Here is a 25,335-nt window from a genome sequence, read left to right as displayed (position 1 = left end):
GGTGAACGCGGCGCGCTACTGCTTGCGCCGCGTCAGCGTGCCGCGTTCGGTCTGCGCGTCGGCGCGGAACTCGCCTTCCCAGCGGTCGCCGTTGTTCCAGAGCAGCTGGCCCTGACCGTCCTTCAGGCCGGCGCGCCACTGGCCGATGTACTGGTCGCCGTTCTTCCAGCGGTACATGCCTTCGCCGTCGGGCAGGCCGCGCGAGAACTGGCCGCGGTAGACGTCGCCCGACGCGAAGACGATGCGGCCGTCGCCCTGCGGCAGGCCGTCGACGACCTCGCCCTCGTAGAGGTTGCCGTTGGCGAACTTCACGCTGGCGTAGCCGGTGGCCTTGCCGTCGACCCACGGGCCGTCGTAGCGCTGGCCGTTGACCCACTGGTAGACGCCCTGCCCATCGGGCTCGCCGCGGGTGAACTGGCCGGTGTACTGGTCGCCCGACGCGAAGACCATCTTGCCGGTGCCGTGCGGCTGGCCGTCGACCACCGCGCCCTCGTAGACATTGCCGTTCGCGAAGCGCAGCACGCCGTCGCCCTCGGGCTTGTCGTTGACCCACACGCCCTTGTAGCGCTGGCCGTTGCGCCAGATGAACTCGCCGTGGCCCTGGCGCTGGCCGCGCACGACGGTGCCTTCGTACTGGTCGCCGTTGCTCCACAGGATGCGGCCACGGCCGCTGTAGGTCTGGCCACCGGGATCGGCGCCGAAGGTGCCGACGATGCGCGTGCCGCCGGTCAGCGCGATGTCGACCGGTGCGGCCACCGCCGGCAGCACCGCGGCGATCGGCGCGGTGGCGCCGGTGCTGGCGCGGCTGGCGACGGACGAGGCATCGCCGGGGCGGATCGAGGCGGTGGACGGGGCGGCCGGCGCCGCGGGGGCGGCCGCCGTGCCGTCGACGCGCTCGCGTGCCGCCCGCGCGGCCTGCGCGGCTTCGTCGCGCCGCTGCAGCGCCTGCCGCTGCGGTGCGCCGCCGCAGCGCTCGGCGACCAGGTCCCAGGTGCTTTCGGCCTTGCGGAACAGCACCGAGGCATCCGCCCAGCGCTGCTCGGCCTGCGCCCGGTCGGCCAGTTGCTGCAGCGCCTGGGCATCACGCTGCGAGGCGACGCACTGCTCGCTGCCGCCCTGCTGGTCCTGGATCGCCAGGCGCGCCTGCTGCGAATCGGCCAGGTTTCGCTGCGCGCGCTCCTTCGCCCGGCCCTGGCAGGCCTCTTCGGCCTGGCGCCACAGCGCGATGGCCGCTTCGGCCAGCCGCGCCTGGTCGGACAACGCGGCGCGCTGCGCCTGGGCGGTGGCGGCCTTCAGGTCGGCGGCCATCGCCTGGTCGGTGACGGTGGTGCAGTCGGACGGGACGGTGGCGGTCTGCGCGGCGGCCAGCGGTGCAGCGACCATCCAGGCCAGGCAGATCGGGAAGACGAGGCGATGGGGGATCACGCTCTCCGGCTCTTTCCAGGACAGCCCTGTCGGCGGGCTGCAACAAGCGATAAAAATTATATCGACGGGGTGGGTCGCCGCCGTGTGGCTTTGGTCGCCTGACGCGCCCGCGCGACGAGCGCCGCACCGGCGCGCATTGGCGCGCATTGGCGCCGGCATGCGCGGCGTATTGGCCCTTGCGAGCGCAAGGGGCGGGGGTTACACCGAGGCCATGCTCGCGACGATGACTGCCCCGTCCTTCGCCATGGCCGCGCCCGTGGCGTCACCGGCCTACAGCGTCGGCTTCGCCGCCGACGACGGGCCGTGCGCGGCCGCCTGGCGCGACGCGCTGGCGGCCGAAGGCCTGCGGGTGCACGACTGGCCGTTGGCCGACTTGCACCAGCCCTCCGAACGGCCCGATGCCATGGTGCTGCACCTGGTGCACGGCGTCGCGCGCCAGCTCGGCGCGCTGCGCGCGCTGGTCGCCCGCGAGCCGGCGCTGCCGATCGTCATCGCCTGCCGTGGCCTGCGCGACCTCGACCACGTGCTGGCCCTCGAGATGGGCGCCGACGACGTGTTCGATGCGTCGCTCGATGCCGCGGTCGCCGCGGCCCGCCTGCGCGCGCTGTGGCGGCGTGGTGCACGCCTGCGGCCGGCCGCCGCGGCCACGTCGCCCGACCAGTTGCAGGTCGATCGGCTGACGCTGGACCGCGGCGAGCGCCGCGCGCTGCAGGACGGTCGCCCGCTCGACCTCACCGAGGGCGAGTTCGAGCTGTTATGGCGCCTGGCGCTGCGGGCCGGCCAGGTCGTGCCGCGGCACGAGCTCCTGCGCGAGTTGCGCGGGCTGGTCGACGGTGGCCCCGACCGCTCGATCGACAGCCGCGTCTACCGGCTGCGCGCGAAGCTCGGAGACCGCGGCGGCGCGGCCGCGCAGCGCATCCGCACGATCCGCAACTGCGGCTACCTGCTGACCGGCGCGGCCACCGGACGCTGAAGGCGCGAACAGCCCGGCGCGCACGTTGCGCAGGGCCTGGCCGATGATGCGCAGCGAACCGTCGATGGTCGGCTCGTCGGCGCCGCCATAGCCCAGCGCCAGCCCGTTCGGGCCGCGCGCATGCCAGCAGATGGTCGACAGCGGCGTCGCACCGACCCCCTGCCGGCGGATCAGCCGGAACACCTCGACGTCGGACACCTCGGGCGGGAAGTGCAGCGCCGCATGCACGCCCTCCGCGGTCGGCCCCAGCGTCGCCCAGTGCGGCAGGTGGTGGGCCGCCGCCTGGTGCAGCGCGGCGCGGCGCGCGCGGCAGCGCTGGCGCAGCTCGTGCAGGTGGGCGCTCATGTGGCCTTCGTCGATGAAGGCGGTCAGCGCCAGCTGCGTCGCGACGTGCGCGTGTTCGCCCAGCAGCCCGCGCATCGCGATGAAGGTGTTCGCCAGCTGTTCGGGCACGACGAGGTAGGCCAGCCGCAGCGACGGGAAGAGCACGCCCTCGAAGGTGCCGACGACCAGCACGCAGCCATGGCGATCGCGGGTGTACAGGGCCGGCGGCGGCACGCCGTCGTGCACCAGCTCGGTGTTGTAGTTGCCCTCCAGGATCCAGGACCCCTGCCCGGCCGCCCACGCCAGCAGCTCGGCGCCGCGGCCGGCCGTCGTGCGCACACCCAGCGGGACCTGGCCGAGCGGATGCAGATAGACCGCGCGCGCATCCGGCGCGTGCGCGCGGCCGTGGGCGACATTGAAACCCTGCTCGTCCAGGGGCACGCCGACCGCCTTCGCATGCAGCACGTCGAACAGCACCGGCAGGCTGGCGTGGCCGGGGTCTTCCAGCCACACCCGGTCCCCCGGCTCGAGCAGCACGCGGCTGATCAGCTCCACCGCCTGCATCGGACTGTTGAGGACCAGCACCTGGCGCGCGCTGCAATGGATGCCGCGGGTCAGCGCCAGGTGGCGCACGATCGACTCGCGCAGCCCCGGCAGTCCGGCGGACGGCCCGTAGTTCAGGTGCTTGCGGAACGGCTCGCTCCATGCGCGCTGCATCAAGCGGCGCCAGGTGTCGAGCGGAAAGTCCTGCGTCGGCACATTGCGCGGATGCAGCGCGGGCAGCGCGAAGAGCTCGGTCGGCACCTCCAGGCGCGACCACTGGCCCAGGTGCGGGGCAAAGCGCTCGATGACGCGCTGCGCCGCCGCGCTGATCGGACGGTCGGCCGGCACCGCCGCGGCAGCCTGCACCGGCACGGGCAGCGGATCGGCGATGTAGCTGCCGTCGCCGACGCGGCGCTCGATGAAGCCCTCGCTTTTCAGTTGTTCGAAGGCTTCGTCGACCGCCCCGCGGGAGACCGCGCAGTCGGCCGCCAGGCGACGCGCCGATGGCAGCCGCATGCCGGGCTTCAGCGTGCCGTTGCGAACGCCGTCGAGCACCGTGCGGTAGATGCGCACACGCTGCGCCACGCTGCCCTCGGCCTCGCCGCCGCGCAGCGACTGGATGAACACCCCCGCCACCTGCTTGACCACAGCGATCCCCCGGCGCCCGTGATGTCGGTATGTGCCGCATTTGGACAGCCAGGACACCGCCGCGAAACTCCGAATGCGACGAACGGCGGAATCGCAGGCACGGACTGCGGCTGCGCACCTACAAGGTCCGGGCGAGCGACGGTAGGCTCGACGCCAATGATGGCCCGACTCTTTCAATCGTTACCGGACGGCGCCGCCGCGCCCGTCCCACCGCGGCAATGGCCCGCCACGCCGTGCCGAATTGGCTCTTGCGGCACCCTCTGCCGCCAGGAATCATGAGCGCCCGATGATGATCCGCGACGACCCCGCCCTGCCGCACCTGCACCACCTGCAGGCTGCCGTGTCCACCTGGTCGACCACCGGACCGGCACCCCTGATGCACTTCGACGCCGGCCTGCGCGCCCCGTCGCTGGTGCTGTTCGTCGGTCCTGGGGCCCGGCCCGACCGCGCCACCGGCGAGCTGCTGGGCCAGATCGGCCTGCGCTGTGCCGCGGTCGCCGACCTCGACGGCGCCCATGCGGCCTGCAGCAACCTGCAGTTCGACGCGTTGGTGATCGATGCCGCGGTGCTGACGCCGACGCTGGCACTGGGCCTGGCCGGCCTGCATGTGGCCGCCGGCTGCCCGCTGCTGGTGCTGAGCGACACGTCCAGCGAGATCGACGCGATCGTCGCGCTCGAGCACGGTGCGGCCGAATACCTCGTGCAGCCGCTCTCGCCGCGGCTGCTGCGGGCGCACCTGATCGCGCAGCTGCGCAGCCGCGCGCCGCAGGACGCCGCCACGCCGGTGACGATGCCCGAGCGCACCATCGGCGGCTGGACGCTCGACCGCGTGCAGCGCGAGCTGCGCCGCGGCCAGCGCCGCTGCGAGCTGACCGAAGGCCAGTTCTCGCTGCTGGAATGCCTGGCGTCGCAGCTCGGCAGGCTGGTGCCGCGCACCGAGCTCGAAAGCCGCGTCGCCGGGCCCGACAGCTCGCTGAACGCCCGCTCGATCGATGTCTACGTGCACCGGCTGCGCCGGCGCCTGGCCGAGCTCGGCATCGACGAGTTCGAGGTCGAGAGCGTGCGCGGCCGCGGCTACCGGCTGCAGTGCAAGCCGGCGGCCGAAGCCCTCACCTGACGACGCGGCTCCCCGCGCGTTTGCCGCGGGCCGGGCCACCCCCGACGCCGGGGACGCCGGGTCGCGAGGCCGACCCGGCTCCTTCCTTCACTTGAACTCGTAGCGCAGGCCCGCGTAGACGAAGCGCCCGCGCGGATCGGCGTACTGCGGGTCGTAGCCGCCCTGGAACGACACCTGGCCGCCGGAGTTGGTGTACGGCGGGTCCTTGTCGAGCAGGTTGCGCACGCCCAGCGTCAGCCGCAGGTTCTTGATGCCGGTGTAGGCCACCTGCAGATCGAAGGTCTGGTAGGCGCCGACCTTCGGGGTCTCGCCGCTGACGGTGCTGGGCAGGTCGGTGTAGCGCTTCTGGTAGTTCTGCACCAGCGTCGCGTCCCAGGCGCCGCGCGAGAACGTCGCGCTCAGCGTGTGCTTCCAGCGCGGCAGCACGCCGCCGGTGGCGGCATTGACCGTGTCGACGTTGCCGGTGAAGGTGCCGTCGGTGTTCTGTGTGTCGTAGGTGATGAAGTAGGTGCCGTTCATCGCCAGCGACAGTCGGCCCGCGTCGCCCATCGGGAAGTTGATGCGGCCGTCGACGTCGATGCCCGAGACCCGTGTCTCGCCGAGGTTGATGTTGGTCGCCAGGATGTTGGTGATCGGCCCCGGCAGCTGCGGGAAGGCGGCTTCGACCGGTCCGCGGGTGATCAGGTGCGCGTACTTCACCGGGTCGGCCAGGATCACCGCCGCCGGCACGCCGTTGACGATGGTGTCCTTCAGGTCCACCTTGAACCAGTCGATCGCCACCGAGCTGTTGGCGGTCGGCTCGAACACCAGGCCGACCGTCGCGTTCTTCGACTTCTCGGGCTGCAGCGCCGTGTTGCCGCCGTTGGTCGTCGCGAACTGGGTCTGGCAGTCGTTGCCGCCGCCGGTGGTCGGGCAGCGCAGCGGGTCCGACAGGCCGGGCGGCGTCACGTTCAGCGTGTTCGGCAGGTACAGGTCCTGCAGGCTGGGCGCGCGGAAGCCCTTGCCGACCGAGCCGCGCAGCATCACGCTCGTCGTCGGCCGCCAGCGCAGGTTCATGCTCGGCGTGGTGGAGCTGCCGACACCTTCGTAGTCGTCCCAGCGCACCGCGCCGGTGATGTCCAGGCCCTTGATCACCGGCACCGCGAGCTCGCCGAACACCGCCTTGACGTCGCGCTCGCGGTTGGTGACGAGGAAGTTGCCGCCGTAGCCGGAGATGTCGCCGGTCTGGATCGTCGGGCTGGGGTCGAACAGGTACTTCTCGCGCCGCATCTCCGCGCCCAGCGCCAGCGCCATCGCGCCGCCCGGCAGCTTGGCCAACTCGCGCGAGGCCTTGGCCTGCAGGCTCTGCAGCTGCGAGTCGGTCTGGTAGGCCACGCCGGTGAAGTTCGCGGCGCGGATCTGGGCAGTGACCTCCGGCGTGTTCGGTCCCCAGAAGTTGACGACGCCGCTGTTGAGCAGCGGCAGGATGCGCGACAGCGCCGGGTAGCCATCGTTGACCACCTCCTTGACCTTGCTGCGGCTGTACAGCGCGGCCGCGTCGAGGTCCCAGCCGGCCACCACGCCGCGCAGGCCGAGCACCGCGCGCGGCGCGGTCGACACGTTGCTGATGTCGCGGTCGCCGGAGAGGTTCGCGCGCCAGCGCACCAGGATGTCGGGCAGCGGCGCGGTCGGCCCGATCACGCTGCGGATGTAGGCGGTCGGGTAGTGCAGCGCGCTGGGACTCAGCTGAATCGTCGAGAAGCCGTTGTACGGCGCGACGTTGAACAGCGGGTGGTTGTTGGGCAGCGCGAACTGGTCGGAGATCGGCACCGGCTGGATCACGGTGCGGATCTCATTGCGGTTGTACGAGGCCTCGGCGAAGAGCTCGAGCTCGGGCGTCAGCGCGAGCTTGCCGGCGACGAAGAGCGCGGAGCGTTCGGTCGCCGGCAGCAGCGTGACCTGCGGCGACGGGTCATAGCGGCATCGGTTCTGCGGGTCGTTCAGCGGGTCGACGATGGAATACGGCGGCGGGCAGGTGCCGGCGGCCGGATTCAGCGTGCGGCCCGATGCGTCGAGCAGCACGATGTTGGCCGGGAAGGTATTGCCCGAGGTGACGTCGTTGCCCTGCGCGACGTTGATGCCCGAGCGCGCGAAGTCGCGGTCGGCGCCGCGCAGCCCGCCTTCCTTGTTGAAGGACGCCATCGCCATCACGTTGAAACGGTCCGACGACAGGTCGCCCAGGCCCCACAGCACCGAGGCGCGCTTGGACGACGCGCCGCCTTGCGTCGTGTCGCCGGCGGTCAGCGAGACCTCGCCGCCGCGGTGCTCGTTGCGCAGGATGAAGTTCACGACGCCGGCCACCGCGTCGGAGCCGTAGACCGCCGAGGCGCCGTCCTTCAGCACCTCGACGCGGTCGATCGCCGCCAGCGGGATGCTGTTGACGTCGACCGACACCGAGTCGCCGGTGAAGCCGACGCCGTAGGGCGCGATGCGGCGGCCGTTGATCAGCACCAGCGTGCGCAGCGAGGTCAGCCCGCGCAGCGAGATTGCCGAGATGCCGCCGGTGGTCGCGCCCGAAGCCGACGAGCTGGCGAGGCCGCCGGAGCTCGATGCGGCGCTGACCTGCTGCAGCAGCTGCTCGACGTTCAGCACGCCGGAGCGCTCGATCGCCTTGCGGTCGATCACCTGCACCGGCAGCGCGGTCTCGCCGTCGATGCGCTTGATCGACGAACCGGTGATCTCGACGCGCTGCGGCGCCGGCTGCTGGGCCAGCACGGTTGTCGGCAGGATGGCCGTCAGGCCGAGACAGGCCAGCCGGGCAGCACGGGCGGTGACGCACAGGCGGAGGGACATGGTGGGCTCCTCGAGGAATTCGTGAAGCCAGCCAATCTAGGCAGCGGCCTTCGCGGCGTCTGAAGCAGCACGTCGCGTCGGCGCGAGCCGGCGTGACGCCACCGCCTCCGATGTCACGCCAGGTCGCGCCCTGTCACGCCGCCTCGCCGGTGGCGACTTCGCGTCACCCCGAGCGAGCCGGCGTGACGCTCGGCGCCGCCCCGGGCTTTCCCGCCCCGGGCCCCCGCTGTGGCGCCCGAGGCACACTGCCGGCTTTCGCGTCCTGCGCTGTCCGCATGTCCCCCACCCTGGTCTTCTCGCACGCCAACGGCTTTCCGGCCGGCACCTACCGCCAGCTCTTCAAGGCCTGGCGGGCCGCCGGCTGGCGGGTGCACGCGATCGAGAAGTTCGGCCACGACCCGCGGTTCCCGGTCACCAGCAACTGGCCGAAGCTGCGCGACCAGCTCATCCACTTCCTCGAGTCCGACGTGCGCCGGCCGGCCTGGCTCGTCGGCCACTCGCTCGGCGGCCTGCTGAGCCTGCTGGCCGCCTGCAAGCGGCCGGACCTGGTGCAGGGGCTGGTGCTGCTGGACAGCCCGGTGATCACCGGCTGGCGCGCGCACAGCATCCGCATGCTGAAGCTGTCGGGCCTGATGCCGCGCATCTCGCCCGGGCGCATCTCGCGCACGCGGCGGCACGAGTGGCCGTCGCGGCGCGCCGTCGCCGAGCACTACGGCGCGAAGTCGCTGTTCGCGCGCTGGGATCCGCAGGTGCTGGCCGACTACGTGCAGGCCGGCACGCGCCGCGAGAACGGCCGCATGGTGCTGGCCTTCGACCGCGCGGTCGAGACGCGCATCTACGACACGCTGCCGCACCAGCTCGGCCTGCTGCTGCACCGCCACCCGCTGCGCTGCCCGCTCGCCTTCGTCGCCGGCACGCGCTCGCGCGAGATCCGCCAGGGCGGGCTGGAAACGGCGCACGCGCTGGCCGGCAAGCGCTTCCGCTGGATAGACGGCACGCACCTGTACCCGATGGAGAAGCCCGCCGAGACGGCGGCGCTGGTGCTCGAGCTGCTGGACGACATGCGCGCCGGGGCGGTCGACACCCCACACCTATAATCGCGCTTTACCACCAGAGCATTTGTGCATCACCCGCTTCCGACGGGGTGCCGGATGCGCATGACATGACCAAGTACGTCTTCGTCACCGGCGGTGTGGTGTCCTCCCTCGGCAAGGGCATCGCTTCGGCCTCGCTGGCTGCGATCCTCGAATCGCGCGGCCTCAAGGTCACCCTGATCAAGCTGGACCCCTACCTCAACGTCGATCCGGGCACGATGAGCCCGTTCCAGCACGGCGAGGTCTTCGTCACCGACGACGGCGCCGAGACCGACCTCGACCTCGGCCACTACGAACGCTTCATCACCACGCGGATGAAGCGCTCGAACAACTTCACCGCCGGCCAGGTCTACAAGAGCGTGCTCGAGAAGGAGCGCCGCGGCGACTACCTCGGCAAGACGGTGCAGGTGATCCCGCACGTCACCAACGAGATCCAGGAGTTCGTGCGCCGCGGTGCCGAATCGGTGGACGTGGCGATCGTCGAGATCGGCGGCACGGTCGGCGACATCGAGTCGCTGCCCTTCCTCGAAGCGGTGCGCCAGATGAGCCTGAAGCTCGGGCCGCAGCACACCGCGTTCGTGCACCTCACCTACGTGCCCTACATCGCCGCCGCCGGCGAGCTGAAGACCAAGCCGACGCAGCACACGGTGCAGAAGCTGCGCGAGATCGGCATCCAGCCCGACGTGCTGCTGTGCCGCGCCGACCGCGAGGTGCCGGCCGACGAGCGCGAGAAGATCTCACTGTTCACCAATGTCGCCGCCCATGGCGTGATCAGCATGTGGGACGTCGACACCATCTACAAGGTGCCGCGCCTGCTGCACGAGCAGGGCCTGGACGAGCTGATCTGCATGAAGCTGCAGTTGCTGACGCGCCCGGCCGACCTGCGCCGCTGGGACCACCTGGTGCACGAGGTGCTGCATCCGCAGCGCGAGGTGACGATCGCGATGTGCGGCAAGTACACCGACCTGTCGGACTCGTACAAGTCGCTGAACGAGGCGCTGCGCCACGCCGGCATCCACCACCATGCGCGCGTGCGCATCGAGTACGTCGATTCCGAGACGCTCAACCCGCAGTCGGCATCGCAGCTCGAACGCTTCGATGCCATCCTGGTGCCCGGCGGCTTCGGCAAGCGCGGCATCGAGGGCAAGGTCTGCGCCGCGCAGTACGCGCGCGAGCACGGCGTGCCCTACCTGGGCATCTGCCTCGGCATGCAGGTGGCGACAATCGAGTACGCGCGCCATGTCGCGGGCCTGGCCGACGCCAACTCCACCGAGTTCGATCCCAACACGCCGCATCCGGTGATCGCGCTGATCGACGAATGGCAGGACCGCGACGGCACGATCCAGAAGCGCCACGCGAACTCCGACCTCGGCGGCACGATGCGCCTGGGCGCGCAGAGCTCGGACGTCAAGGCCGGCACGCTCGCGCACCGCATCTACGGCAGCGTGGTCACCGAGCGCCACCGCCACCGCTACGAGGCCAACGAGCACTACCTGGAGCGCCTGCAGCAGGCGGGCCTGGTGATCTCGGCGATCACGCAGCGCGAGCAGCTGACCGAGATCGTCGAGCTGCCGCAGTCGCAGCACCCGTGGTTCGTCGGCGTGCAGTTCCACCCCGAGTTCAAGAGCACGCCGTGGGACGGCCACCCGCTGTTCATCAGCTACATCCAGGCCGCGCTCGACCGCCAGGCGCAACGCAGCCAGAAGCTGGAGCGGGCCGCCGCATGAAGCTCTGTGGATTCGAGGTCGGCCTCGACCGCCCGTTCTTCCTGATCGCCGGCCCCTGCGTCGTCGAGTCCGAGCAGCTGCAGATCGACGTCGCCGGCCGGCTGAAGGAGATCACGCAGGCGCTGGGCATCCCGTTCATCTTCAAGTCGAGCTACGACAAGGCCAACCGCTCCAGCGGCACCGCGCCCCGCGGGCCCGGCATGCAGGAAGGCCTGCGCATCCTCGGCGAAGTGAAGCGCCAGCTTGGGCTTCCGGTGCTGACCGACGTGCATGCCGAGGACCAGATTGCCGACGTCGCGGCGGTCGTCGACGTGCTGCAGACGCCCGCGTTCCTGTGCCGCCAGACCGATTTCATCCATGCGGTCGCGAAGAGCGGCAAGCCGGTGAACATCAAGAAGGGCCAGTTCCTCGCGCCGCACGACATGAAGAACGTGATCGCGAAGGCCCGTGCAGCGGCGAAGGAGGCGGGCCTGTCCGAAGACCGCTTCATGGCCTGCGAACGCGGCGCGAGCTTCGGCTACAACAACCTGGTCTCCGACATGCGCTCGCTGGCGATCATGCGCGAGACCGGCGCGCCGGTGGTCTTCGACGCCACCCACTCGGTGCAGCTGCCGGGCGGCCAGGGCACCAGCTCCGGCGGCCAGCGCGAGTTCGTGCCGGTGCTGTCGCGCGCGGCGGTGGCCGTCGGCATCGCGGGCCTCTTCATGGAGACGCACCCCGACCCGGCCAACGCGCTGTCCGACGGCCCGAACGCGGTGCCGCTGAAGCACATGCGCGCGCTGCTCGAACAGCTGGTGGCGCTGGACCGCGTCATCAAGACCCAGCCGCTGCTCGAAAACGACTTCAGCTGCTAACCCAGGAACTACATGGCCGCCTACATCATCGCCGACGTGACCGTGACCGATGCCGACAGGATGGCGAAGTACCGCGAGTGGAGCACCAAGGCGATGCAGGAGCACGGGGCGGAGGTCCTCGTGCGCGGCGGCGAGTTCGAGGTGCTGGAAGGCCCCTGGACGCCGAGCCGCCTCGTCGTGCTGAAGTTCAGGGACCGCGCCGCCGCGAAGGCCTTCTATGCCAGCGAGACCTACACCCATGCGAGGTCGCTGCGCGAAGGCGCCGGCGTGATGCGCATGATCGTCGTCGACGGCGTGCCGTCGTAGCCACCCCACGGCCCTTCCGCCTTGATGCGCGCATGTAACCCCTGCACGGCAACATCCGCGCCGCCCGTTTTCCACTTCCCCGGAGACCATTGAATGAGCGCCATCGTCGACATCGTCGGCCGAGAAATCCTCGACAGCCGCGGCAACCCCACCGTCGAGTGCGACGTGCTGCTGGAAAGCGGCACCATGGGCCGCGCCGCCGTGCCCTCGGGCGCCTCCACCGGCAGCCGCGAGGCGATCGAGCTGCGCGATGGCGACAAGTCGCGCTACCTCGGCAAGGGCGTGCTGAAGGCCGTCGAGCACATCAACACCGAGATCAGCGAAGCGGTGCTCGGCCTCGACGCCTCGGAGCAGGCTTTCCTCGACAAGACGCTGATCGACCTCGACGGCACCGACAACAAGAGCCGCCTCGGCGCCAACGCGACGCTGGCGGTGTCGATGGCCGTCGCGCGCGCCGCGGCCGAAGAATCCGGCCTGCCGCTGTACCGCTACTTCGGCGGCTCGGGCGGCATGCAGATGCCGGTGCCGATGATGAACGTCATCAACGGCGGCGCGCACGCCAACAACACGCTCGACCTGCAGGAGCTGATGATCATTCCCGTGGGCGCGCCGAGCTTCCGCGAGGCGGTGCGCTACGGCGCCGAGGTCTTCCACGCGCTGAAGAAGATCATCGACGCCAAGGGCATGAGCACCGCGGTGGGCGACGAAGGCGGCTTCGCGCCCAGCGTCGAGAACCACGAAGCCGCGATCCAGATGATCCTGGAAGCGATCGACAAGGCCGGCTACACCGCCGGCGAGCAGATCGCGCTCGGCCTCGATTGCGCGGCCAGCGAGTTCTACAAGGATGGCCAGTACGTGCTGGAGGGCGAAGGCGGCCTGAAGCTCGCCGCGCCGGCCTGGACCGACATGCTCGCGACCTGGGTCGACAAGTACCCGATCATCAGCATCGAGGACGGCATGGCCGAAGGCGACTGGGATGGCTGGAAACACCTGACCGAACGCCTGGGCCAGAAGGTTCAATTGGTCGGCGACGACCTCTTCGTCACCAATACGAAGATCCTGAAGGAAGGCATCGACAAGCGCATCGCGAACTCGATCCTCATCAAGATCAACCAGATCGGCACGCTGACCGAGACCTTCGCCGCGATCGAGATGGCCAAGCGCGCCGGCTACACGGCCGTCATCAGCCACCGCTCCGGCGAGACCGAGGACTCGACGATCGCCGACATCGCGGTGGGCACCAACGCCGGCCAGATCAAGACCGGCTCGCTGTCGCGCTCGGACCGCATGGCCAAGTACAACCAGCTGCTGCGCATCGAGGAAGACCTGGGCGACATCGCCATCTACCCCGGTCGCTCGGCGTTCTACAACCTGCGCTGATCGCCGGCCCCCCGCCGTCCGCCGTCCACACCCCATGCGCCTGCTCACGCTCGCCCTGCTCGCGCTGCTGGCGCTGGTGCATGCGGAGCTGTGGTTCGGCGACGGCGGCAAGCCCTACGCGCTGCGCCTGCAGGGCCAGCTCGACGCCCAGCTGAAGCAGAACGAGGCGCAGCGCCAGCGCAATGCGCGCCTGGCCGCCGAGGTCGACGATCTGCGCATGGGCCTCGAGATGGTCGAGGACCGCGCGCGCAGCGAGCTCGGCATGGTCAAGCCGGACGAGATCTTCGTCCAGGTCACGAAGCGCTGAACCCGCATCGACGTTTGCGTTGAACCTGTTCGCCGAGGCCTTCACCGTCTGGGGCAGCCCGATCACGTGGCTGGAGATCGCCGCCTGCGTGCTGGCGGTCTGGATGGTCGTGTGCAACTGGCAGGTCAATCCGCTGGCGTGGCCGCTGGCGATGGCCAGCTCGGCGATGTACGCGCTGCTGTTTGCACACAGCAAGCTCTATGGCGAAGCGACGCTGCAGCTGGTGTTCATCGTCGTCGCGGTCTGGGGCTGGTGGCAGTGGCTGCGCGGCCATGGCGCCGAGGGCGGGCCGCTGGTCGTGCACGTGCTGACGGTGCGCCAGCGCTGGCAGGCCGCCATCGCGACGCTCGCCGCGTGGCCGGCGCTCGCGCTGCTGCTGGCCACCGCCACCGACAGCGACGTGCCCTGGCTCGACGCGCTGCCCACCGTCGGCAGCCTCGCCGGCCAGTTCCTGCTCGGGCGCAAGCTGGTCGAGAACTGGCCGGTGTGGATCGCGGTCAACGTCTTCAGCGTCGGCCTGTTCGCGATCAAGGGCCTGTGGCTGACGGTCGCGCTCTACGCGCTGTTCGCGGTGATGGCCGCGATCGGCTGGCGTGCGTGGCGGCAGAAGCTGCCCGCGCCGCAGGCCGCCTCGGCCTGACGCGGCGTCCTAACGCCTGAAGCGCTCGCCCGGCGCGATGATCGACAGCTCGACGTAGCTCGACGCGACGTAGGGGCTCTTCGCGAAGCCCAGCTGCAGCTTGCCGATGTCGAACTGGCGCATGCCGGCCAGCGCCGCGATCAGCTTCTCGCGCGTCGGGTTCGGCCCGGCGCGGCGCAGGCCTTCGGCCAGCACGCGCGCGTTGAGACAGCCCTCGAGGCTCATGTACGAGTACTCGCCGGCCGCCTGCGTGCCCATCGCCTGCTGGTAGTCGCGCACCAGCGGCATCGCGGCGTTCCACGGGTAAGGCATCACCTGCGCGACGACCACGCCGACCCCGTCGGCGCCCAGCGCCTTCAGCGCGCCGCGCGTGCCCATCACCGACAGCGCGTACATCGGCAAGCCCTTGCGGCCCTGGTTGATGCCCTTGATCGATTCGACCGTCGGCTTGCCGGCCGTGGCCAGCACGACGGCATTGGCATCGCTGCCCAGCACCTTGGCCACCGCGGCGGCCGCGTCCGATGCGTCGTTCTCGACCGTCGCGACCGCCACCGGCTTGATCTGGCGCGTCGCGAGCTCCGCCTCCAGGGCGGTGAGCACGTCGCGGCCGAAGCCGTTGTTCTGGCGGATCACCGCGATGCGCGTGGTGCCGATCGTCGCCAGGTGCTGCGCGATCTTGCGGGCCTCGTCGCCATAACTCGCGCGCACGTGGAAGACGTTGTCGAACTCGGCCTTGCGGATCGAGGTCGCGCCGGTCAGCGGCGCGACCACCGGCACCTTCTTCCCGGCGATCAGCGGCAGCACCTTCTCGTTGTTCGGCGTGCCCATCACGCCCATCAGCGCGAACACCTGCTGCTCGTCGATCAGCTGGCGCACGTTGGCCTCGGTGCGCGCCGGGTCGTAGGCATCGTCGATGGCCACCAGCCTGAGCTTGCGGCCGTGCACGCCGCCCTGCGCGTTGACCTGCGCCAGGCACAGCTCGGCGCCGCGCCGCGCCTCCAGTCCAAGCTCGCCGAGCGGGCCGCTGTAGGCGGCCGACTGGCCGATCAGCAGCTCGTCCGCGGGCTGCGCCGGCGCCGCGCACGCGGCCGCACCGATCGCCATGCCGCACACCAGCAGCGCAGCGGCGCGGAGGTCTTTCCCAAGCCGACGTTCCATGTCCCTCTCCTTAGAATTCCCGTTCCTGGGCCGGCAGTCTGGAAGCGGCGTCTGTCGCTTGTCTGTCGTTGCAACGACAATGAACCGCCACGCGGCCCGGGGCTAACCCGTAGGCACCGCAGCGGCGCCCGCCAAGCATGAAATCCGTCACCACCCTGATCGAGGCCTCGGCCTGGGGCCGCGTGCTCACGCCGCACGAGCTCGACCGCGTGATCGCCCACTCGAACGAACGCTGCGTGCCCGCGCAGGGTTACGTCGCGCGCATGGGCGAGCCGGCGACGCACTGGATCGGGCTGGCCGAGGGGCTGCTGAAGATGTCGGTGATGTCGGCCGACGGGCGAGTGTCCAGCTTGAGCGGCGTCAGCACCGCGGCCTGGTTCGGCGAAGGCTCGCTGCTCAAGCGCGAGGCGCGGCGCTACGACGTCATCGCGCTGCGCCCCAGCCGCCTGGTGCTGGTGCCGGCCGCCACCTTCGAATGGCTGCGCCAGACCAGCCTGCCCTTCAACCACTACCTGCAGCACTTGATGAACGCGCGACTGAGCCTGTTCATCGGCATGCTCGAGGTCGGCCGGCTGATGGACGCCGATGCCCAGGTCGCGCGCTGCATCGGCGCGCTGTTCCACCCCGATCTCTACCCCGACCGCGAGGCCTTCGTCGACCTCAACCAGGCCGAGATCGGCCTGCTCTGCGGGCTGTCGCGGCAGCGGGTGAACATCGCGCTGAAGCACCTGGCCGATGCCGGGCTGCTGAAGCCCGAAACCCGCGGGCTGACGGTGCTGGACGTCAACGGCCTGCGCAGTTATGCCGGCGTCGCCTGAGCCCGTGTCGACACCCGGCCTGCGCATCGCCATCGTCGGCGCCGAGAGCACCGGCAAGACCTGGCTCGCACGGGCCGCGGCCGAACGCCTGGCCGAGCACACCGGCCTGGCCGTCGCCTGGGTGCCCGAGGTGCTGCGCGAATGGTGCGACGCCGCCGGCCGCACGCCGCGGCCCGACGAGCAGGCCGGCATCGCCGCCGAGCAGGCGCGGCGCATCGACGAGGCCGCGGCGCGGCATGCGATCGTCATCGCCGACACCACGCCGCTGACGATCAGCGTCTACAGCGAGTACCTGTTCGCCGACCGTTCCTTGCATGCGCAAGCGCTCGACTGGCAGCGCGGCTGCGCGCTGACCCTGCTGACGGCGCTCGACCTGCCGTGGGTGGCCGACGGCCACCAGCGCGACGGCGAACACGTGCGCGAGCCCGTCGATGCGCTGCTGCGCGGCCTGCTGATCGGCGCGCGGCTGCCGTGGGCTTCGATCGCCGGCACGGGCGAGGCCCGGCTCGACGCGGCGCTGGACGCGATCACGCCGCTGCTGCGCGATCTCGAAGCGCCGCGCCGCGGCCTCTTCACCCGGCTGGCCGAACGCGAGGCGGCCGAGCCGGCCTGGCGCTGGGCCTGCGACTGCGACGCCCCGGACTGCGAGCACGCGCTGCGCCGCCTGGCCGCGCCGGAAAGGCGTTAGGGACTACTGCACGACCGTGCTGGCCGGCGGCTGGTCGCGCCCCGGCGTGAACAATTCGCCGACGTCGACCGGGTCGAAGTGGTACTGCTGGCCGCAGAAGTCGCAGCCGATCTCGACATCGCCGCGCTCGGCGATGATCGAGTCGATCTCGCCGCGGCCCAGCCCGCGCAGCATGCCGCCCACGCGCTGGCGCGAGCAGCTGCACGCGAAGCGCGGCGTCAGCGGCTCGAAACGCGCGAGCTGCTCCTGCCAGAACAGGCGGCGCAGCACGACCTCCGGCTCCAGTGTCAGCAGTTCCTCGGGCGTCAGCGTGCCGGCGAGCAGCGCGATGCGGTTGAAATCCTCGTTGCGGCCGATCTGGTCCTCGTCACGGGACACCGCGACACCCCCGGCGAGGTTGGATTCGCCGGTGACCGGCAGCCGCTGCACCAGCAGCCCGGCGGCAATCTCGTCGTTGGCCGCCAGCACCAGCTTGGTGTCCAGCTGCTCGGACTGCAGCATGTAGTGCTCCAGCACATCGGACAGCTTCTGCAACGGTTCGCGACGATCGCCATGCAGCGGCACCACGCCCTGGTAGGGCTGCTGCCCGGGCAAGCGGTCCTTCGGGTCCAGCGTGATCGCGCAGCGGCCCTTGCCGTGCACGTTGAGCATCGCCTCGAGCTGGGCGGTCGGCGGCACCTCGTCGACCACCTTCGCGGTGGCGCGGAAGCTCAGGTCGGGCTGCGCCTCGGCCACCGCCAGCTTGACCGGCCCGTCGCCGAACACCTGCAGGATCAGCGCGCCGTTGAACTTCAGGTTCGACTGCATCAGGCAGGTCGCCGCGGCCATCTCGCCGAGCAGCGAACGCACCGGCGCCGGGAACGCGTGGCCGCCATCGTGCGCGCTGGTGCGGCGCGCCAGCAGCTCGCGCCAGCTGCCGTCCAGGCGCACCAGCATGCCCCGCACGGCGAGGCCTTCGAAAAGGAACTTGTGGAGTTGGTCCATCGGTGGATTCGGTCGATGCGTCTGATCGATGCGCTCAATCGATGCGCTTCAACAGGCTGCGATGCCGCTGCTGCTGCTGCACGTAATGCGCAGCACTGAGCTTCAGGCGCTGGATCTGCTCGGGTGTCAGCTCGCGCGACACCTTGGCGGGCGACCCGACGATCAGCACGCCGTCGGGAAATTCCTTGTCCTCGGTGACCAGCGCGCCGGCGCCCACCAGGCAGTTGCGGCCGATGCGGGCGCCATTCAAGACCACGGCCTGGATGCCGATCAGCGAGCCGTCGCCGATCGTGCAGCCATGCAGCATCACCTGGTGGCCGATGGTGACGTCGTCGCCGACGGTCAGCGTGATGCCGGCATCGGTGTGCAGCACCGCGTTCTCCTGCACGTTGCTGCGCGCGCCGATCACGATGCCGTGGTTGTCGCCGCGGATCACCGCGCCGTACCAGACCGCGGCATGCTCGCCGAGGGTAACCTCGCCGATCACCTGCGCGCTGTCGGCCACCCAGGCGCTGGCGGGAATGCGGGGAATGCGTTCCCCGAGTTGATAGATCGCCATGCGCGGCCCTCGTACAAAAGTATCATTTTAAGGATGCAGCTCCGACCGCAAGCTTTGCAGGTGCTTCTGATCGCCGACCCCGCCGCGAAAGCCGAGGCGGCGCGGGCGCTGCTGCAGGCCGCACGCGCGGGCGAGCTGTCGATCGACCCGGACGCGGCCCTCGGCACCGACGAGGCCGCCCTGCCCGGCCGCCCGCCGCGGCCGCGCCTCGTCGCCGCGGACCAGGTGCCGCGGCGCTCGCCGTTCACGCTGGCCGGCCGCGCCGCGCTGCTGCACGCGATCGCGCACATCGAGTTCAACGCGATCAACCTCGCGCTCGATGCGGTGTGGCGTTTTGCCGGCATGCCGCCCGAGTTCTACCGCGACTGGCTCCAAGTGGCCGGCGAGGAGGCCCTGCACTTCACGCTGCTGCGCGAGCACCTTCAATCGCTCGGCCATGACTACGGCGACTTCGACGCCCACGACGGCCTCTGGCGCATGACCGACAGCACGAAGCACGACATCGTCGCCCGCATGGCGCTGGTGCCGCGTACTTTGGAGGCCAGGGGCCTGGACGCGACGCCGCCGATCCAGGCCAAGCTGGCGAAGGCCGGCGACATGCGCGCGGTCGAGATCCTCGACGTGATCCTGCGCGACGAGATCGGCCACGTGGCAATCGGCAACCGCTGGTACCGTTGGCTGTGCGAGCGCGACGGGCTGGACCCGGTCGCAATCTATCCCGAGCTGCTGGCGCGCCATTCGGCGCCGCGGCTGAAGGGCCCCTACAACCTCGGTGCGCGCCGCGACGCGGGTTTCACCGACGACGAGATCGCCTACCTCACCCAGGCCCATCCATGACCCGTATCTTCATTGCCGGCTTCCAGCACGAGACCAATACCTTCGCACCGAGCCAGGCCGACTGGGCGGCGTTCAACCGCGGCTCGTCCTACCCGGCGTATGCGCGCGGCGACGCGATGGTCGAGCTGATCGCGCCGGGAAGCCTGCCGCTGTCGGGCTTCATCACCGCGGCGCGCGAGCGCGGCTGGACGCTGGTGCCGTCGGTGTGGGCCGGCGCGACACCATCGGCGCACGTCACGAAGGACGCGTTCGAGCGCATCGCCGCGGAGATGGTCGAGGACCTGCGGGCGGCCGCCGGCCGCATCGACGGCATCCTGCTCGACCTGCATGGCGCGGGTGTCGCCGAGCATGTCGACGACACCGAGGGTGAACTGCTGGAGCGCCTGCGCGCGGTGGTCGGCCCCGACATGCCGCTGATCGCGACCCTGGACCTGCACGCCAACGTCAGCGAACGCATGCTGCGCCACGCGGATGCCTTCTTCGTCTACCGCACCTACCCCCACGTCGACATGCGCGAGCGCGGCCACGCGGCGGTGGCGGCGATGGCGCGCCGGCTGGCGCCCGGCGCGCGGCCGCTGCACACCGCGTCACGCCGCCTGCCCTACCTGCTGCCGCTGAACACGCAGTGCACGCTGCTGGAACCCGCGGCCGGTTTGATGCGCACGCTCGACGCGCTGGAGCGCGAGCACGGCGTGCAGCTGGAATTCGCGATGGGCTTCCCGGCCGCCGATATCGCCGACTGCGGGCCGGTGGTCTTCGGTCATGGCGAGCACGCGGCGGCCGTCGGGCGCGCGGTCGAGGCGCTGGCCGCGGCGGTGAACGCACGCCGCAGCGAATTCGCGCTGCAGTGGCTGCTGCCGCGCGACGCGGTGCGCGAGGCGCTGCAGCGCGCGCAAGGGGCCTCGGCGCCTGTCGTCATCGCCGACACGCAGGACAACCCCGGCGCGGGCGGCGACAGCAATACCACCGGCATGCTGCATGCGCTGCTGGCCGAAGGCGCCGGACGGCGCTTCCCGGGCCGCATCGCGCTGGGCCTGCTGTTCGATCCCGACGCCGCCGCCGCGGCGCATGCGGCCGGCGTCGGCACGACGCTGACCCTGACGTTCGGCCGCTCGGTCAAGGACTACCGCGGCGAGCCGACCGATGCAGCGCTGACACGTGAAGTACGCGTGGAGGCGATCAGCGACGGCACGATCCCGCTGCACGGCCCGATGACCGCCGGCAGCACCGTGCGGCTGGGGCCGTGCGCGCGCATCGACGTCGACGGCGTGCAGGTGCTGCTGGCCAGCGCGAAGTGCCAGATGCTGGACCTGGACCTATGCCGCTTCCTCGGCGTGCAGCCCTCGGAGATGGCCGTGATCGTCGTCAAGAGCTCGGTGCACTTTCGCGCCGCGTTCCAGCCGATCGCGCACAGCATCCTCGTCGCCAAGGCGCCGGGGCCGATGGCGGCCGATCCCGAGGACCTCGCCTGGACGAAGCTGCCGGCGACGACGGCGCGGCGGCCCTGAAAGACAAACGCGGGCCGAGGCCCGCGTCGTTCGTTGCGCCGAGGCGCCGGATCAGAAGCTGTAGCGCCCCATCAGGTCGACGCGCCGCATCTGGCCCTTCTCGCCGAGGAAGGTCTTGCGGTCGCCGACGATCAGCTCGGCGCCCAGCTCGATGTTCTTGATCGGCGAGTAGATCAGGTTGACGAACAGCTGCGACAGGCGCTTGTTGTCGGCCAGCGCGGTGGCCCGCTCGGCGCGGTTGTGGCCGAAGGCCACCGTGCCGCGCAGCTGGCCACTGTAGGTGTGCGCCCAGCCCAGCACGATGCCCTTGTTCTTGTCGAAGGTGATCGCGCCGGTGTCGGCATCGATGTCGTAGCCGTTGCTGCCGTACATCTGGTCGATGTCGCCGTCGACGCGCGCGAACTGGCCCATCAGCAGGTCGCTGTCGCCGAGCTTGAAGCTGCCGCCCACGCCGAAGCCGAAGCCGCGCTTGGTCTCGCCGGCGCTGCGCTTCTCGTGCGCCAGCGCGCGCACGTTGATCGCGCCCCAGTCGAAGCTCTTGTCGAAGCGGGCGACGAACTGCGGCATGCGCTCGTTCGCGCTGCCGCCGCCGAACTGGTCTTCCGGGTCCTCGAGCGCGAAGGTCAGCTTCGCGAACTGCGGGTTGTTGTAGGTGTAGCGGATCATCGCGCGGCGCGAGAACGGCGCGCCGATCGGACCGTTGAAGTCCACCGTCTCCGGCAGATTGTCCAGGTCCATGAAGGTCGACCAGGTCTGGCCGACCAGGAAGCCGGCGTACTCGCCGTAGGCGTGGCGCAGGCGCAGGCGGTTGCGCGTGCTGCTGCCGTACGAGTAGAAGTCGGCCTCGACCTTGGCATTGAAGGCGCCCAGGTCCGTCGGCGTCGACGACTCGAAGCCGAAGCGCGAGGTCGCCGCGGTGAACTTGGTCTTGCCCTTCTGCGCCGAGCCGCGCACCGGCGTGTACATCAGGTCGGTGAAGAAGTCGCTCGAGCCGACCTCGCGGAAGTCGTGGATCGCATGCGTCTCGGCGTAGCCGTAGAAGCGCAGCGAGGTCTCCGAGCCCGGCAGGCGGAAGCTGCCGCCGATGTCGCCGAGCACCACGGCGTCCTTGCTCTTGATCTCGAGCTGCTCGATGCGCTCGCCCCAGCCGCTGGCGTCGGCGGGCTTGGCTTCGGCGGCCTTCTGCTTCTTCAGCTCGTTGACTTCGGCGCGCAGCTTGCGGATCTCCTCGCGCAGCTCGTCGAGCACCGCGTTCGATTGCGCCAGAACGGGCGCGCTGCCCAGCACGAGCAGCGAGGCGACGAGGCCGATCAGCGTGGGTTTGGTCTTCATCTTCTTCACCTTCTCCTGTGTCGATAGCGACGGAAGTCTTGTCAATCGGTTGTCAATGCGCGATCTGGCCGAGGAACGAACGGATGCGCTCGTTGTCCTGCGCGCCGAAGAACTGCGCCGGTGGCGCATCGGCGGCGATGCAGCCCTGGTCGAGGAACAGCACGCGGTCGGCGACCTCGCGCGCGAAGCCCATCTCGTGGGTGACGACGAGCATCGTCATGCCGGTCTTCGCGAGGCCCTTCATCACGTCGAGCACTTCCTTGACCATCTCGGGGTCGAGCGCCGAGGTCGGCTCGTCGAACAGCAGCACCTTCGGTTGCATGGCCAGGCTGCGGGCGATCGCCACACGCTGCTGCTGCCCGCCCGAGAGCTGGAAGGGGTGCTTGTGCGCATGCGCCTTCAGGCCGACGCGGTCGATCAGCTCCAGCGCCCTCGCCTCGGCCGCCGCCCGGTCCATCTTGCGCACGCGCCGCGGCGCGAGCGTCACGTTGTCCAGCACCGTCAGGTGCGGGAACAGGTTGAACTGCTGGAACACCATGCCGACCTCGGCGCGCAGCTTGTCGAGCGCCGCATGGTTGTCGTTGACCTCGATGCCGTCGACGACGATGCGGCCCGAGTCGTGCGTCTCCAGTCGGTTCAGCATGCGCAGCAAGGTGCTCTTGCCCGAGCCCGACGCGCCGAGGATCACGGTGACCTTGCCGGCGTCGAAATGCGTCGTCACGTCGCGAAGCACATGGTGCGGGCCGAAGTGCTTGTTGACGTGGTCGACGGTGATGAGGGCGTTCGAATTCATCCCAGCTTCCCCTCGACGTCGAAGCGGCGCTCGACCGCATCCGATATCTGGGTCATCACCGTGGTCAGCACCAGGTAAATGACTGCTGTCGCGATGAACACCGGCACCGCCTGGAACGAGGTGCTCTTGACCTGCGAGCCGGCATTCGTCAGCTCGACCACGCCGATCGTGAAGGCCAGCGACGAGTCCTTCAGCAGCGCGACGATGTTGTTGACCAGCGGCGGCAGCGAGATCTTGAAGGCCTGCGGGAAGGTCACGTCGACGAACGTGTACCAGCGGTTCAGGCCCAGCGAGCGCGCCGCCTCGATCTGGCCCTTCGGCACCGCGAGCAGGCCCGAGCGGATGGCTTCGGCGTTGTAGGCGCCGACGTTCAACGCGAGCGCCATGCAGGCGGCGGTGAACTCGCTCATGCGCAACAGCGGGTGCACCTCGGGCAGCGCGAAGTAGACGAACAGCACCTGCACCAGCAGCGGCGTTCCGCGCATCACCCAGATGTAGAAGCCCGCGATCCAGCGCAGCGGCGCGAAGCGCGACACCTTGCCCAGCGCCGCCGTCACGCCCAGCAGCACGCCGATGACGCCGGCCACCACCGTCAGCTGCACCGTGACGCGCGTGCCTTCGGCGAACAACTGCGCGTTGTTGCCGATCGGCTCCGGCGCCCAGGACAAGGGAATCGGGATCAGCCACAGGATCAGCATCAGCAGCACCGACGCGCTGAACATCGTCGCGCTGCTGCGCTGCTGGCGCGACCACCCGGCCGGCCATATCGAAAGCACTCGGTCCACGATCGTGGCTCCTCCTGCGGGAACGGCCGCCGCACCATCGGCGCGGCGCCCTCAAGCGCGCGGCTTGCAGGTCATGCCGGCGCGCGCGCCGGTCCCCTCGTCAGTGCGACCGGTTCACTGGGCCGGTCGCATCACTCGGCGCCCTGCGGGCGCCTCGTTCACTTGCAGCGGATATCGTCGTTGAAGTACTTCTTGGAGATCGCGGCATAACTGCCGTCCGCCTGGATCGCCGCCAGCGCCTTGTTGATCTCGCCGGCGAGGCCGGTATTGCCCTTGGCCACCGCCGACGCGATGCGCTCGATGAACAGGAAGTCGCCCATCTTCAGGCCCGCGCCGGGGTTGGCCGACAGCGAGTTCATCGCGACGAAGCGGTCGGTGACCCACGCGTCGACACGGTCGGACACCAGCGCGGCGCGCGCATCGGTGTCCTGCGGGAAGTTCTTGATCTCCTTGACCGCGCTGACCTTCTTGACGTTTTCCTGGTAGGTCGTGCCGGTCTGCACCGCGATGACCTTGCCCGCCAGGTCCTTCGCGGTCTTGATCTCGGGCTTCTTGGTGATGATCACGCCGCCCGAGCAGTAGTGCGGCTCGGTGAAGGTCACGGCCTTCGCGCGCTCGTCGGTGATGCCGTGCGAGGCGATCACCATGTCCCAGCGGTCCTGGCGCAGGCCGGTCAGCAGCGCGTCGAAGGACAGCGCCTTCCATTCGACCTTCAGGCCCATCTTCGCGGCGATCGCCTCGGCCACCTCGACCTCGAAGCCGGTCAGCTTCGAGCCCTGGAAGAAGTTGAACGGTGCGAACTGGCCCTCGGTCGCGATGACGATCTTGCCGTCCTTCTTGATGTCGTCGAAGGAACGGGCCTGCACCGTGACCGCCATGCCAGCCAGGGCAACGGTGATCAGGGCGCGTCGGGTCAGCGACTGCAGCAGCTTCATGGCGTGGACACCTTTCATGGGTCTTCGAGAGAGAACAGATCTAGGGAAAACGCGAGGAATGGCCTTGTTTCGGCTGGGGGCGGATTCTAGGAGTGGCAACCCCGTGAATCACGCGGAAATCAGTTTCAGGCGGCGTCGAAAAAATAGCGTTTGAGGCCCGCGAGAATCATTTCGACGGCGATGGCCGTGAGCACCAGGCCCATCAGCTTCTCGATCGCCGAGACCATCGACGAGCCGAGCCAGCGCCGGATGCGATCGGCCGCCACCAGCACGGTGCCGGACACGGCCATCGCGAGCGTCAGCGCACCGACCCAGTGCCACATGCGGTCGGGCTGGCGCGACGCCAGCAGCAGCACGGTGGCCATTGCCGACGGCCCGGCCAGCAGCGGCACCGCCAGCGGAAAGATCAGCGGTTCGCGCGCCGCATCGCTGGCGTACACCGCTTCGCCACCCGCGAAGATCATGCGCATCGCGATGATCAGCAGGATCACGCCACCGGCCACTTCGAGCGACCGCTCCGACAGCCGCATCAGCGCGAGGAAACCCTGGCCCGCGAGCATGAAGGCCAGCAGCACCGCGAAGGCGATCAGCACCTCGCGCAGGGCGACCCTGGCCTTGCGCTGCGGCGCCACGCCGCCCATCACCGAGATGAAGATCGGCAGGCTGCCGAAAGGATCCAGCACCAGCAGCAACAGCACCAATGCCGACCAGAAGCTGTGATCCATGGTTTTTCATCGTACCCCTCGGCCCCGTCGCGCCCGTCGACCA

At 70.1% G+C, this 25,335-nt stretch carries 23 protein-coding genes and 1 pseudogene; 13 read left to right on the top strand and 11 right to left on the bottom strand.

Going from position 1 to position 25,335, the window contains the following annotated elements; genetic code table 11:
* Window positions 1-15: 15 nt before the first annotated feature.
* Window positions 16-1,425 carry an MORN repeat-containing protein gene (locus tag P1K89_RS01605; protein WP_284614604.1) on the bottom strand — a complete coding sequence of 470 codons (1,410 nt, stop codon included), beginning with the start codon at window positions 1,423-1,425 and terminating at the stop codon, window positions 16-18.
* Between the two features lie 223 nt (window positions 1,426-1,648).
* Here P1K89_RS01605 and P1K89_RS01600 point away from each other — a divergent pair, with 223 nt between their 5' ends.
* A complete protein-coding gene (locus P1K89_RS01600) occupies window positions 1,649-2,398 on the top strand; it encodes a winged helix-turn-helix domain-containing protein (protein WP_284614603.1) in 750 nt (249 codons plus the stop codon).
* A gap of 753 nt (window positions 2,399-3,151) precedes the next feature.
* Here P1K89_RS01600 and P1K89_RS01595 read toward each other — a convergent pair.
* Window positions 3,152-3,838: pseudogene (locus P1K89_RS01595) on the bottom strand (aminotransferase class I/II-fold pyridoxal phosphate-dependent enzyme); the annotation flags it as partial.
* Window positions 3,839-4,199: 361 nt separating this feature from the next.
* Between P1K89_RS01595 and P1K89_RS01590 the strand changes: the two are divergent.
* On the top strand, window positions 4,200-5,030 hold the full coding sequence (locus tag P1K89_RS01590; RefSeq protein WP_284614601.1) for a response regulator transcription factor: 831 nt from the start codon (window positions 4,200-4,202) through the stop codon (window positions 5,028-5,030).
* Between the two features lie 87 nt (window positions 5,031-5,117).
* On the opposite strand, the gene P1K89_RS01585 is transcribed toward P1K89_RS01590, so the two are convergent.
* Window positions 5,118-7,862: a TonB-dependent receptor gene (locus P1K89_RS01585; protein ID WP_284614600.1), complete on the bottom strand. Its 2,745-nt coding sequence runs from the start codon at window positions 7,860-7,862 to the stop codon at window positions 5,118-5,120.
* Window positions 7,863-8,137: 275 nt separating this feature from the next.
* Between P1K89_RS01585 and P1K89_RS01580 the strand changes: the two genes are divergently transcribed.
* From P1K89_RS01580 to pnuC, 7 genes are all read left to right on the top strand, one after another.
* Window positions 8,138-8,959, top strand: a complete 822-nt coding sequence (locus tag P1K89_RS01580) for an alpha/beta fold hydrolase (protein ID WP_284614599.1) — start codon at window positions 8,138-8,140, stop codon at window positions 8,957-8,959.
* A gap of 65 nt (window positions 8,960-9,024) precedes the next feature.
* Entirely contained in the window at window positions 9,025-10,683 is a 1,659-nt protein-coding gene (pyrG, locus tag P1K89_RS01575; RefSeq protein ID WP_284614598.1) for a CTP synthase, read from the top strand.
* A complete protein-coding gene (kdsA, locus tag P1K89_RS01570) occupies window positions 10,680-11,537 on the top strand; it encodes a 3-deoxy-8-phosphooctulonate synthase (protein ID WP_284614597.1) in 858 nt (285 codons plus the stop codon). Before pyrG ends, kdsA begins: the two co-directional genes overlap by 4 nt.
* A 12-nt stretch (window positions 11,538-11,549) precedes the next feature.
* On the top strand, window positions 11,550-11,843 hold the full coding sequence (locus tag P1K89_RS01565) for a DUF1330 domain-containing protein (RefSeq protein WP_284614596.1): 294 nt from the start codon (window positions 11,550-11,552) through the stop codon (window positions 11,841-11,843).
* Window positions 11,844-11,936: 93 nt separating this feature from the next.
* Window positions 11,937-13,223: a phosphopyruvate hydratase gene (gene eno / locus P1K89_RS01560; RefSeq protein ID WP_284614595.1), complete on the top strand. Its 1,287-nt coding sequence runs from the start codon at window positions 11,937-11,939 to the stop codon at window positions 13,221-13,223.
* A gap of 34 nt (window positions 13,224-13,257) precedes the next feature.
* Complete coding sequence (ftsB, locus tag P1K89_RS01555) at window positions 13,258-13,530, top strand: cell division protein FtsB (RefSeq protein ID WP_284614594.1); 273 nt, start codon at window positions 13,258-13,260, stop codon at window positions 13,528-13,530.
* A gap of 19 nt (window positions 13,531-13,549) precedes the next feature.
* Window positions 13,550-14,170, top strand: coding sequence for a nicotinamide riboside transporter PnuC (pnuC, locus tag P1K89_RS01550; protein ID WP_284614593.1), 621 nt, complete (start codon window positions 13,550-13,552; stop codon window positions 14,168-14,170).
* Between the two features lie 9 nt (window positions 14,171-14,179).
* Here the strand turns inward: pnuC and P1K89_RS01545 are convergent, their stop codons facing one another.
* Window positions 14,180-15,328 carry an ABC transporter substrate-binding protein gene (locus tag P1K89_RS01545; protein ID WP_284614592.1) on the bottom strand — a complete coding sequence of 383 codons (1,149 nt, stop codon included), beginning with the start codon at window positions 15,326-15,328 and terminating at the stop codon, window positions 14,180-14,182.
* A gap of 137 nt (window positions 15,329-15,465) precedes the next feature.
* On the opposite strand from P1K89_RS01545, the gene P1K89_RS01540 reads away from it, so the two are divergent.
* A complete protein-coding gene (locus P1K89_RS01540) occupies window positions 15,466-16,146 on the top strand; it encodes a Crp/Fnr family transcriptional regulator (protein ID WP_284614591.1) in 681 nt (226 codons plus the stop codon).
* Between the two features lie 4 nt (window positions 16,147-16,150).
* Entirely contained in the window at window positions 16,151-16,834 is a 684-nt protein-coding gene (locus P1K89_RS01535; protein WP_284614590.1) for an AAA family ATPase, read from the top strand.
* Between the two features lie 3 nt (window positions 16,835-16,837).
* Here P1K89_RS01535 and hslO read toward each other — a convergent pair whose 3' ends face one another.
* Entirely contained in the window at window positions 16,838-17,818 is a 981-nt protein-coding gene (gene hslO, locus P1K89_RS01530) for an Hsp33 family molecular chaperone HslO (protein WP_284614588.1), read from the bottom strand.
* A 34-nt stretch (window positions 17,819-17,852) separates the two neighbouring features.
* Window positions 17,853-18,377: a gamma carbonic anhydrase family protein gene (locus P1K89_RS01525; RefSeq protein ID WP_284614587.1), complete on the bottom strand. Its 525-nt coding sequence runs from the start codon at window positions 18,375-18,377 to the stop codon at window positions 17,853-17,855.
* 33 nt (window positions 18,378-18,410) lie between these two features.
* Between P1K89_RS01525 and P1K89_RS01520 the strand changes: the two genes are divergently transcribed.
* Window positions 18,411-19,214 (top strand): ferritin-like domain-containing protein, encoded by an 804-nt coding sequence (locus tag P1K89_RS01520; protein ID WP_284614586.1) that lies wholly within the window; start codon window positions 18,411-18,413, stop codon window positions 19,212-19,214.
* Entirely contained in the window at window positions 19,211-20,722 is a 1,512-nt protein-coding gene (locus P1K89_RS01515) for a M81 family metallopeptidase (RefSeq protein WP_284614585.1), read from the top strand. The genes P1K89_RS01520 and P1K89_RS01515 overlap by 4 nt, the downstream gene beginning before the upstream one ends.
* A gap of 51 nt (window positions 20,723-20,773) precedes the next feature.
* On the opposite strand, the gene P1K89_RS01510 is transcribed toward P1K89_RS01515, so the two are convergent.
* From P1K89_RS01510 to P1K89_RS01490, 5 genes are all read right to left on the bottom strand, one after another.
* The gene (locus P1K89_RS01510; protein WP_284614584.1) at window positions 20,774-22,054 is read right to left on the bottom strand and encodes a DcaP family trimeric outer membrane transporter; all 1,281 of its coding nucleotides are present in this window, start codon (window positions 22,052-22,054) and stop codon (window positions 20,774-20,776) included.
* Window positions 22,055-22,106: 52 nt separating this feature from the next.
* Window positions 22,107-22,847: an amino acid ABC transporter ATP-binding protein gene (locus tag P1K89_RS01505; protein WP_284614583.1), complete on the bottom strand. Its 741-nt coding sequence runs from the start codon at window positions 22,845-22,847 to the stop codon at window positions 22,107-22,109.
* Window positions 22,844-23,632 carry an amino acid ABC transporter permease gene (locus P1K89_RS01500; RefSeq protein WP_284614582.1) on the bottom strand — a complete coding sequence of 263 codons (789 nt, stop codon included), beginning with the start codon at window positions 23,630-23,632 and terminating at the stop codon, window positions 22,844-22,846. Before P1K89_RS01500 ends, P1K89_RS01505 begins: the two co-directional genes overlap by 4 nt.
* A 158-nt stretch (window positions 23,633-23,790) precedes the next feature.
* Window positions 23,791-24,567: an ABC transporter substrate-binding protein gene (locus tag P1K89_RS01495; protein WP_284614581.1), complete on the bottom strand. Its 777-nt coding sequence runs from the start codon at window positions 24,565-24,567 to the stop codon at window positions 23,791-23,793.
* A 125-nt stretch (window positions 24,568-24,692) separates the two neighbouring features.
* On the bottom strand, window positions 24,693-25,292 hold the full coding sequence (locus P1K89_RS01490) for a MarC family protein (protein WP_284614580.1): 600 nt from the start codon (window positions 25,290-25,292) through the stop codon (window positions 24,693-24,695).
* Window positions 25,293-25,335 lie beyond the last annotated feature (43 nt).

It is taken from the genome of Aquabacterium humicola, assembly GCF_030167915.1.
Classification (GTDB): domain Bacteria; phylum Pseudomonadota; class Gammaproteobacteria; order Burkholderiales; family Burkholderiaceae_C; genus Pseudaquabacterium; species Pseudaquabacterium humicola.
Note: the sequence above shows the minus strand (reverse complement) of the source record. Positions and strands in the feature narration are given on the sequence as shown.

What these genes read in the sequence shown, in the direction of transcription:
- eno (WP_284614595.1), top strand. Translation starts at nt 11,937, where the DNA reads ATGAGCGCCATCGTCGACATCGTCGGCCGAGAAATCCTCGACAGCCGC.
- P1K89_RS01505 (WP_284614583.1), bottom strand. Translation starts at nt 22,847, where the DNA reads ATGAATTCGAACGCCCTCATCACCGTCGACCACGTCAACAAGCACTTC.
- P1K89_RS01525 (WP_284614587.1), bottom strand. Translation starts at nt 18,377, where the DNA reads ATGGCGATCTATCAACTCGGGGAACGCATTCCCCGCATTCCCGCCAGC.
- P1K89_RS01585 (WP_284614600.1), bottom strand. Translation starts at nt 7,862, where the DNA reads ATGTCCCTCCGCCTGTGCGTCACCGCCCGTGCTGCCCGGCTGGCCTGT.
- P1K89_RS01545 (WP_284614592.1), bottom strand. Translation starts at nt 15,328, where the DNA reads ATGGAACGTCGGCTTGGGAAAGACCTCCGCGCCGCTGCGCTGCTGGTG.
- pyrG (WP_284614598.1), top strand. Translation starts at nt 9,025, where the DNA reads ATGACCAAGTACGTCTTCGTCACCGGCGGTGTGGTGTCCTCCCTCGGC.
- P1K89_RS01540 (WP_284614591.1), top strand. Translation starts at nt 15,466, where the DNA reads ATGAAATCCGTCACCACCCTGATCGAGGCCTCGGCCTGGGGCCGCGTG.
- P1K89_RS01495 (WP_284614581.1), bottom strand. Translation starts at nt 24,567, where the DNA reads ATGAAGCTGCTGCAGTCGCTGACCCGACGCGCCCTGATCACCGTTGCC.
- P1K89_RS01490 (WP_284614580.1), bottom strand. Translation starts at nt 25,292, where the DNA reads ATGGATCACAGCTTCTGGTCGGCATTGGTGCTGTTGCTGCTGGTGCTG.
- kdsA (WP_284614597.1), top strand. Translation starts at nt 10,680, where the DNA reads ATGAAGCTCTGTGGATTCGAGGTCGGCCTCGACCGCCCGTTCTTCCTG.
- P1K89_RS01515 (WP_284614585.1), top strand. Translation starts at nt 19,211, where the DNA reads ATGACCCGTATCTTCATTGCCGGCTTCCAGCACGAGACCAATACCTTC.
- P1K89_RS01510 (WP_284614584.1), bottom strand. Translation starts at nt 22,054, where the DNA reads ATGAAGACCAAACCCACGCTGATCGGCCTCGTCGCCTCGCTGCTCGTG.
- ftsB (WP_284614594.1), top strand. Translation starts at nt 13,258, where the DNA reads ATGCGCCTGCTCACGCTCGCCCTGCTCGCGCTGCTGGCGCTGGTGCAT.
- P1K89_RS01600 (WP_284614603.1), top strand. Translation starts at nt 1,649, where the DNA reads ATGACTGCCCCGTCCTTCGCCATGGCCGCGCCCGTGGCGTCACCGGCC.
- P1K89_RS01590 (WP_284614601.1), top strand. Translation starts at nt 4,200, where the DNA reads ATGATGATCCGCGACGACCCCGCCCTGCCGCACCTGCACCACCTGCAG.
- hslO (WP_284614588.1), bottom strand. Translation starts at nt 17,818, where the DNA reads ATGGACCAACTCCACAAGTTCCTTTTCGAAGGCCTCGCCGTGCGGGGC.
- P1K89_RS01580 (WP_284614599.1), top strand. Translation starts at nt 8,138, where the DNA reads ATGTCCCCCACCCTGGTCTTCTCGCACGCCAACGGCTTTCCGGCCGGC.
- P1K89_RS01520 (WP_284614586.1), top strand. Translation starts at nt 18,411, where the DNA reads ATGCAGCTCCGACCGCAAGCTTTGCAGGTGCTTCTGATCGCCGACCCC.
- P1K89_RS01565 (WP_284614596.1), top strand. Translation starts at nt 11,550, where the DNA reads ATGGCCGCCTACATCATCGCCGACGTGACCGTGACCGATGCCGACAGG.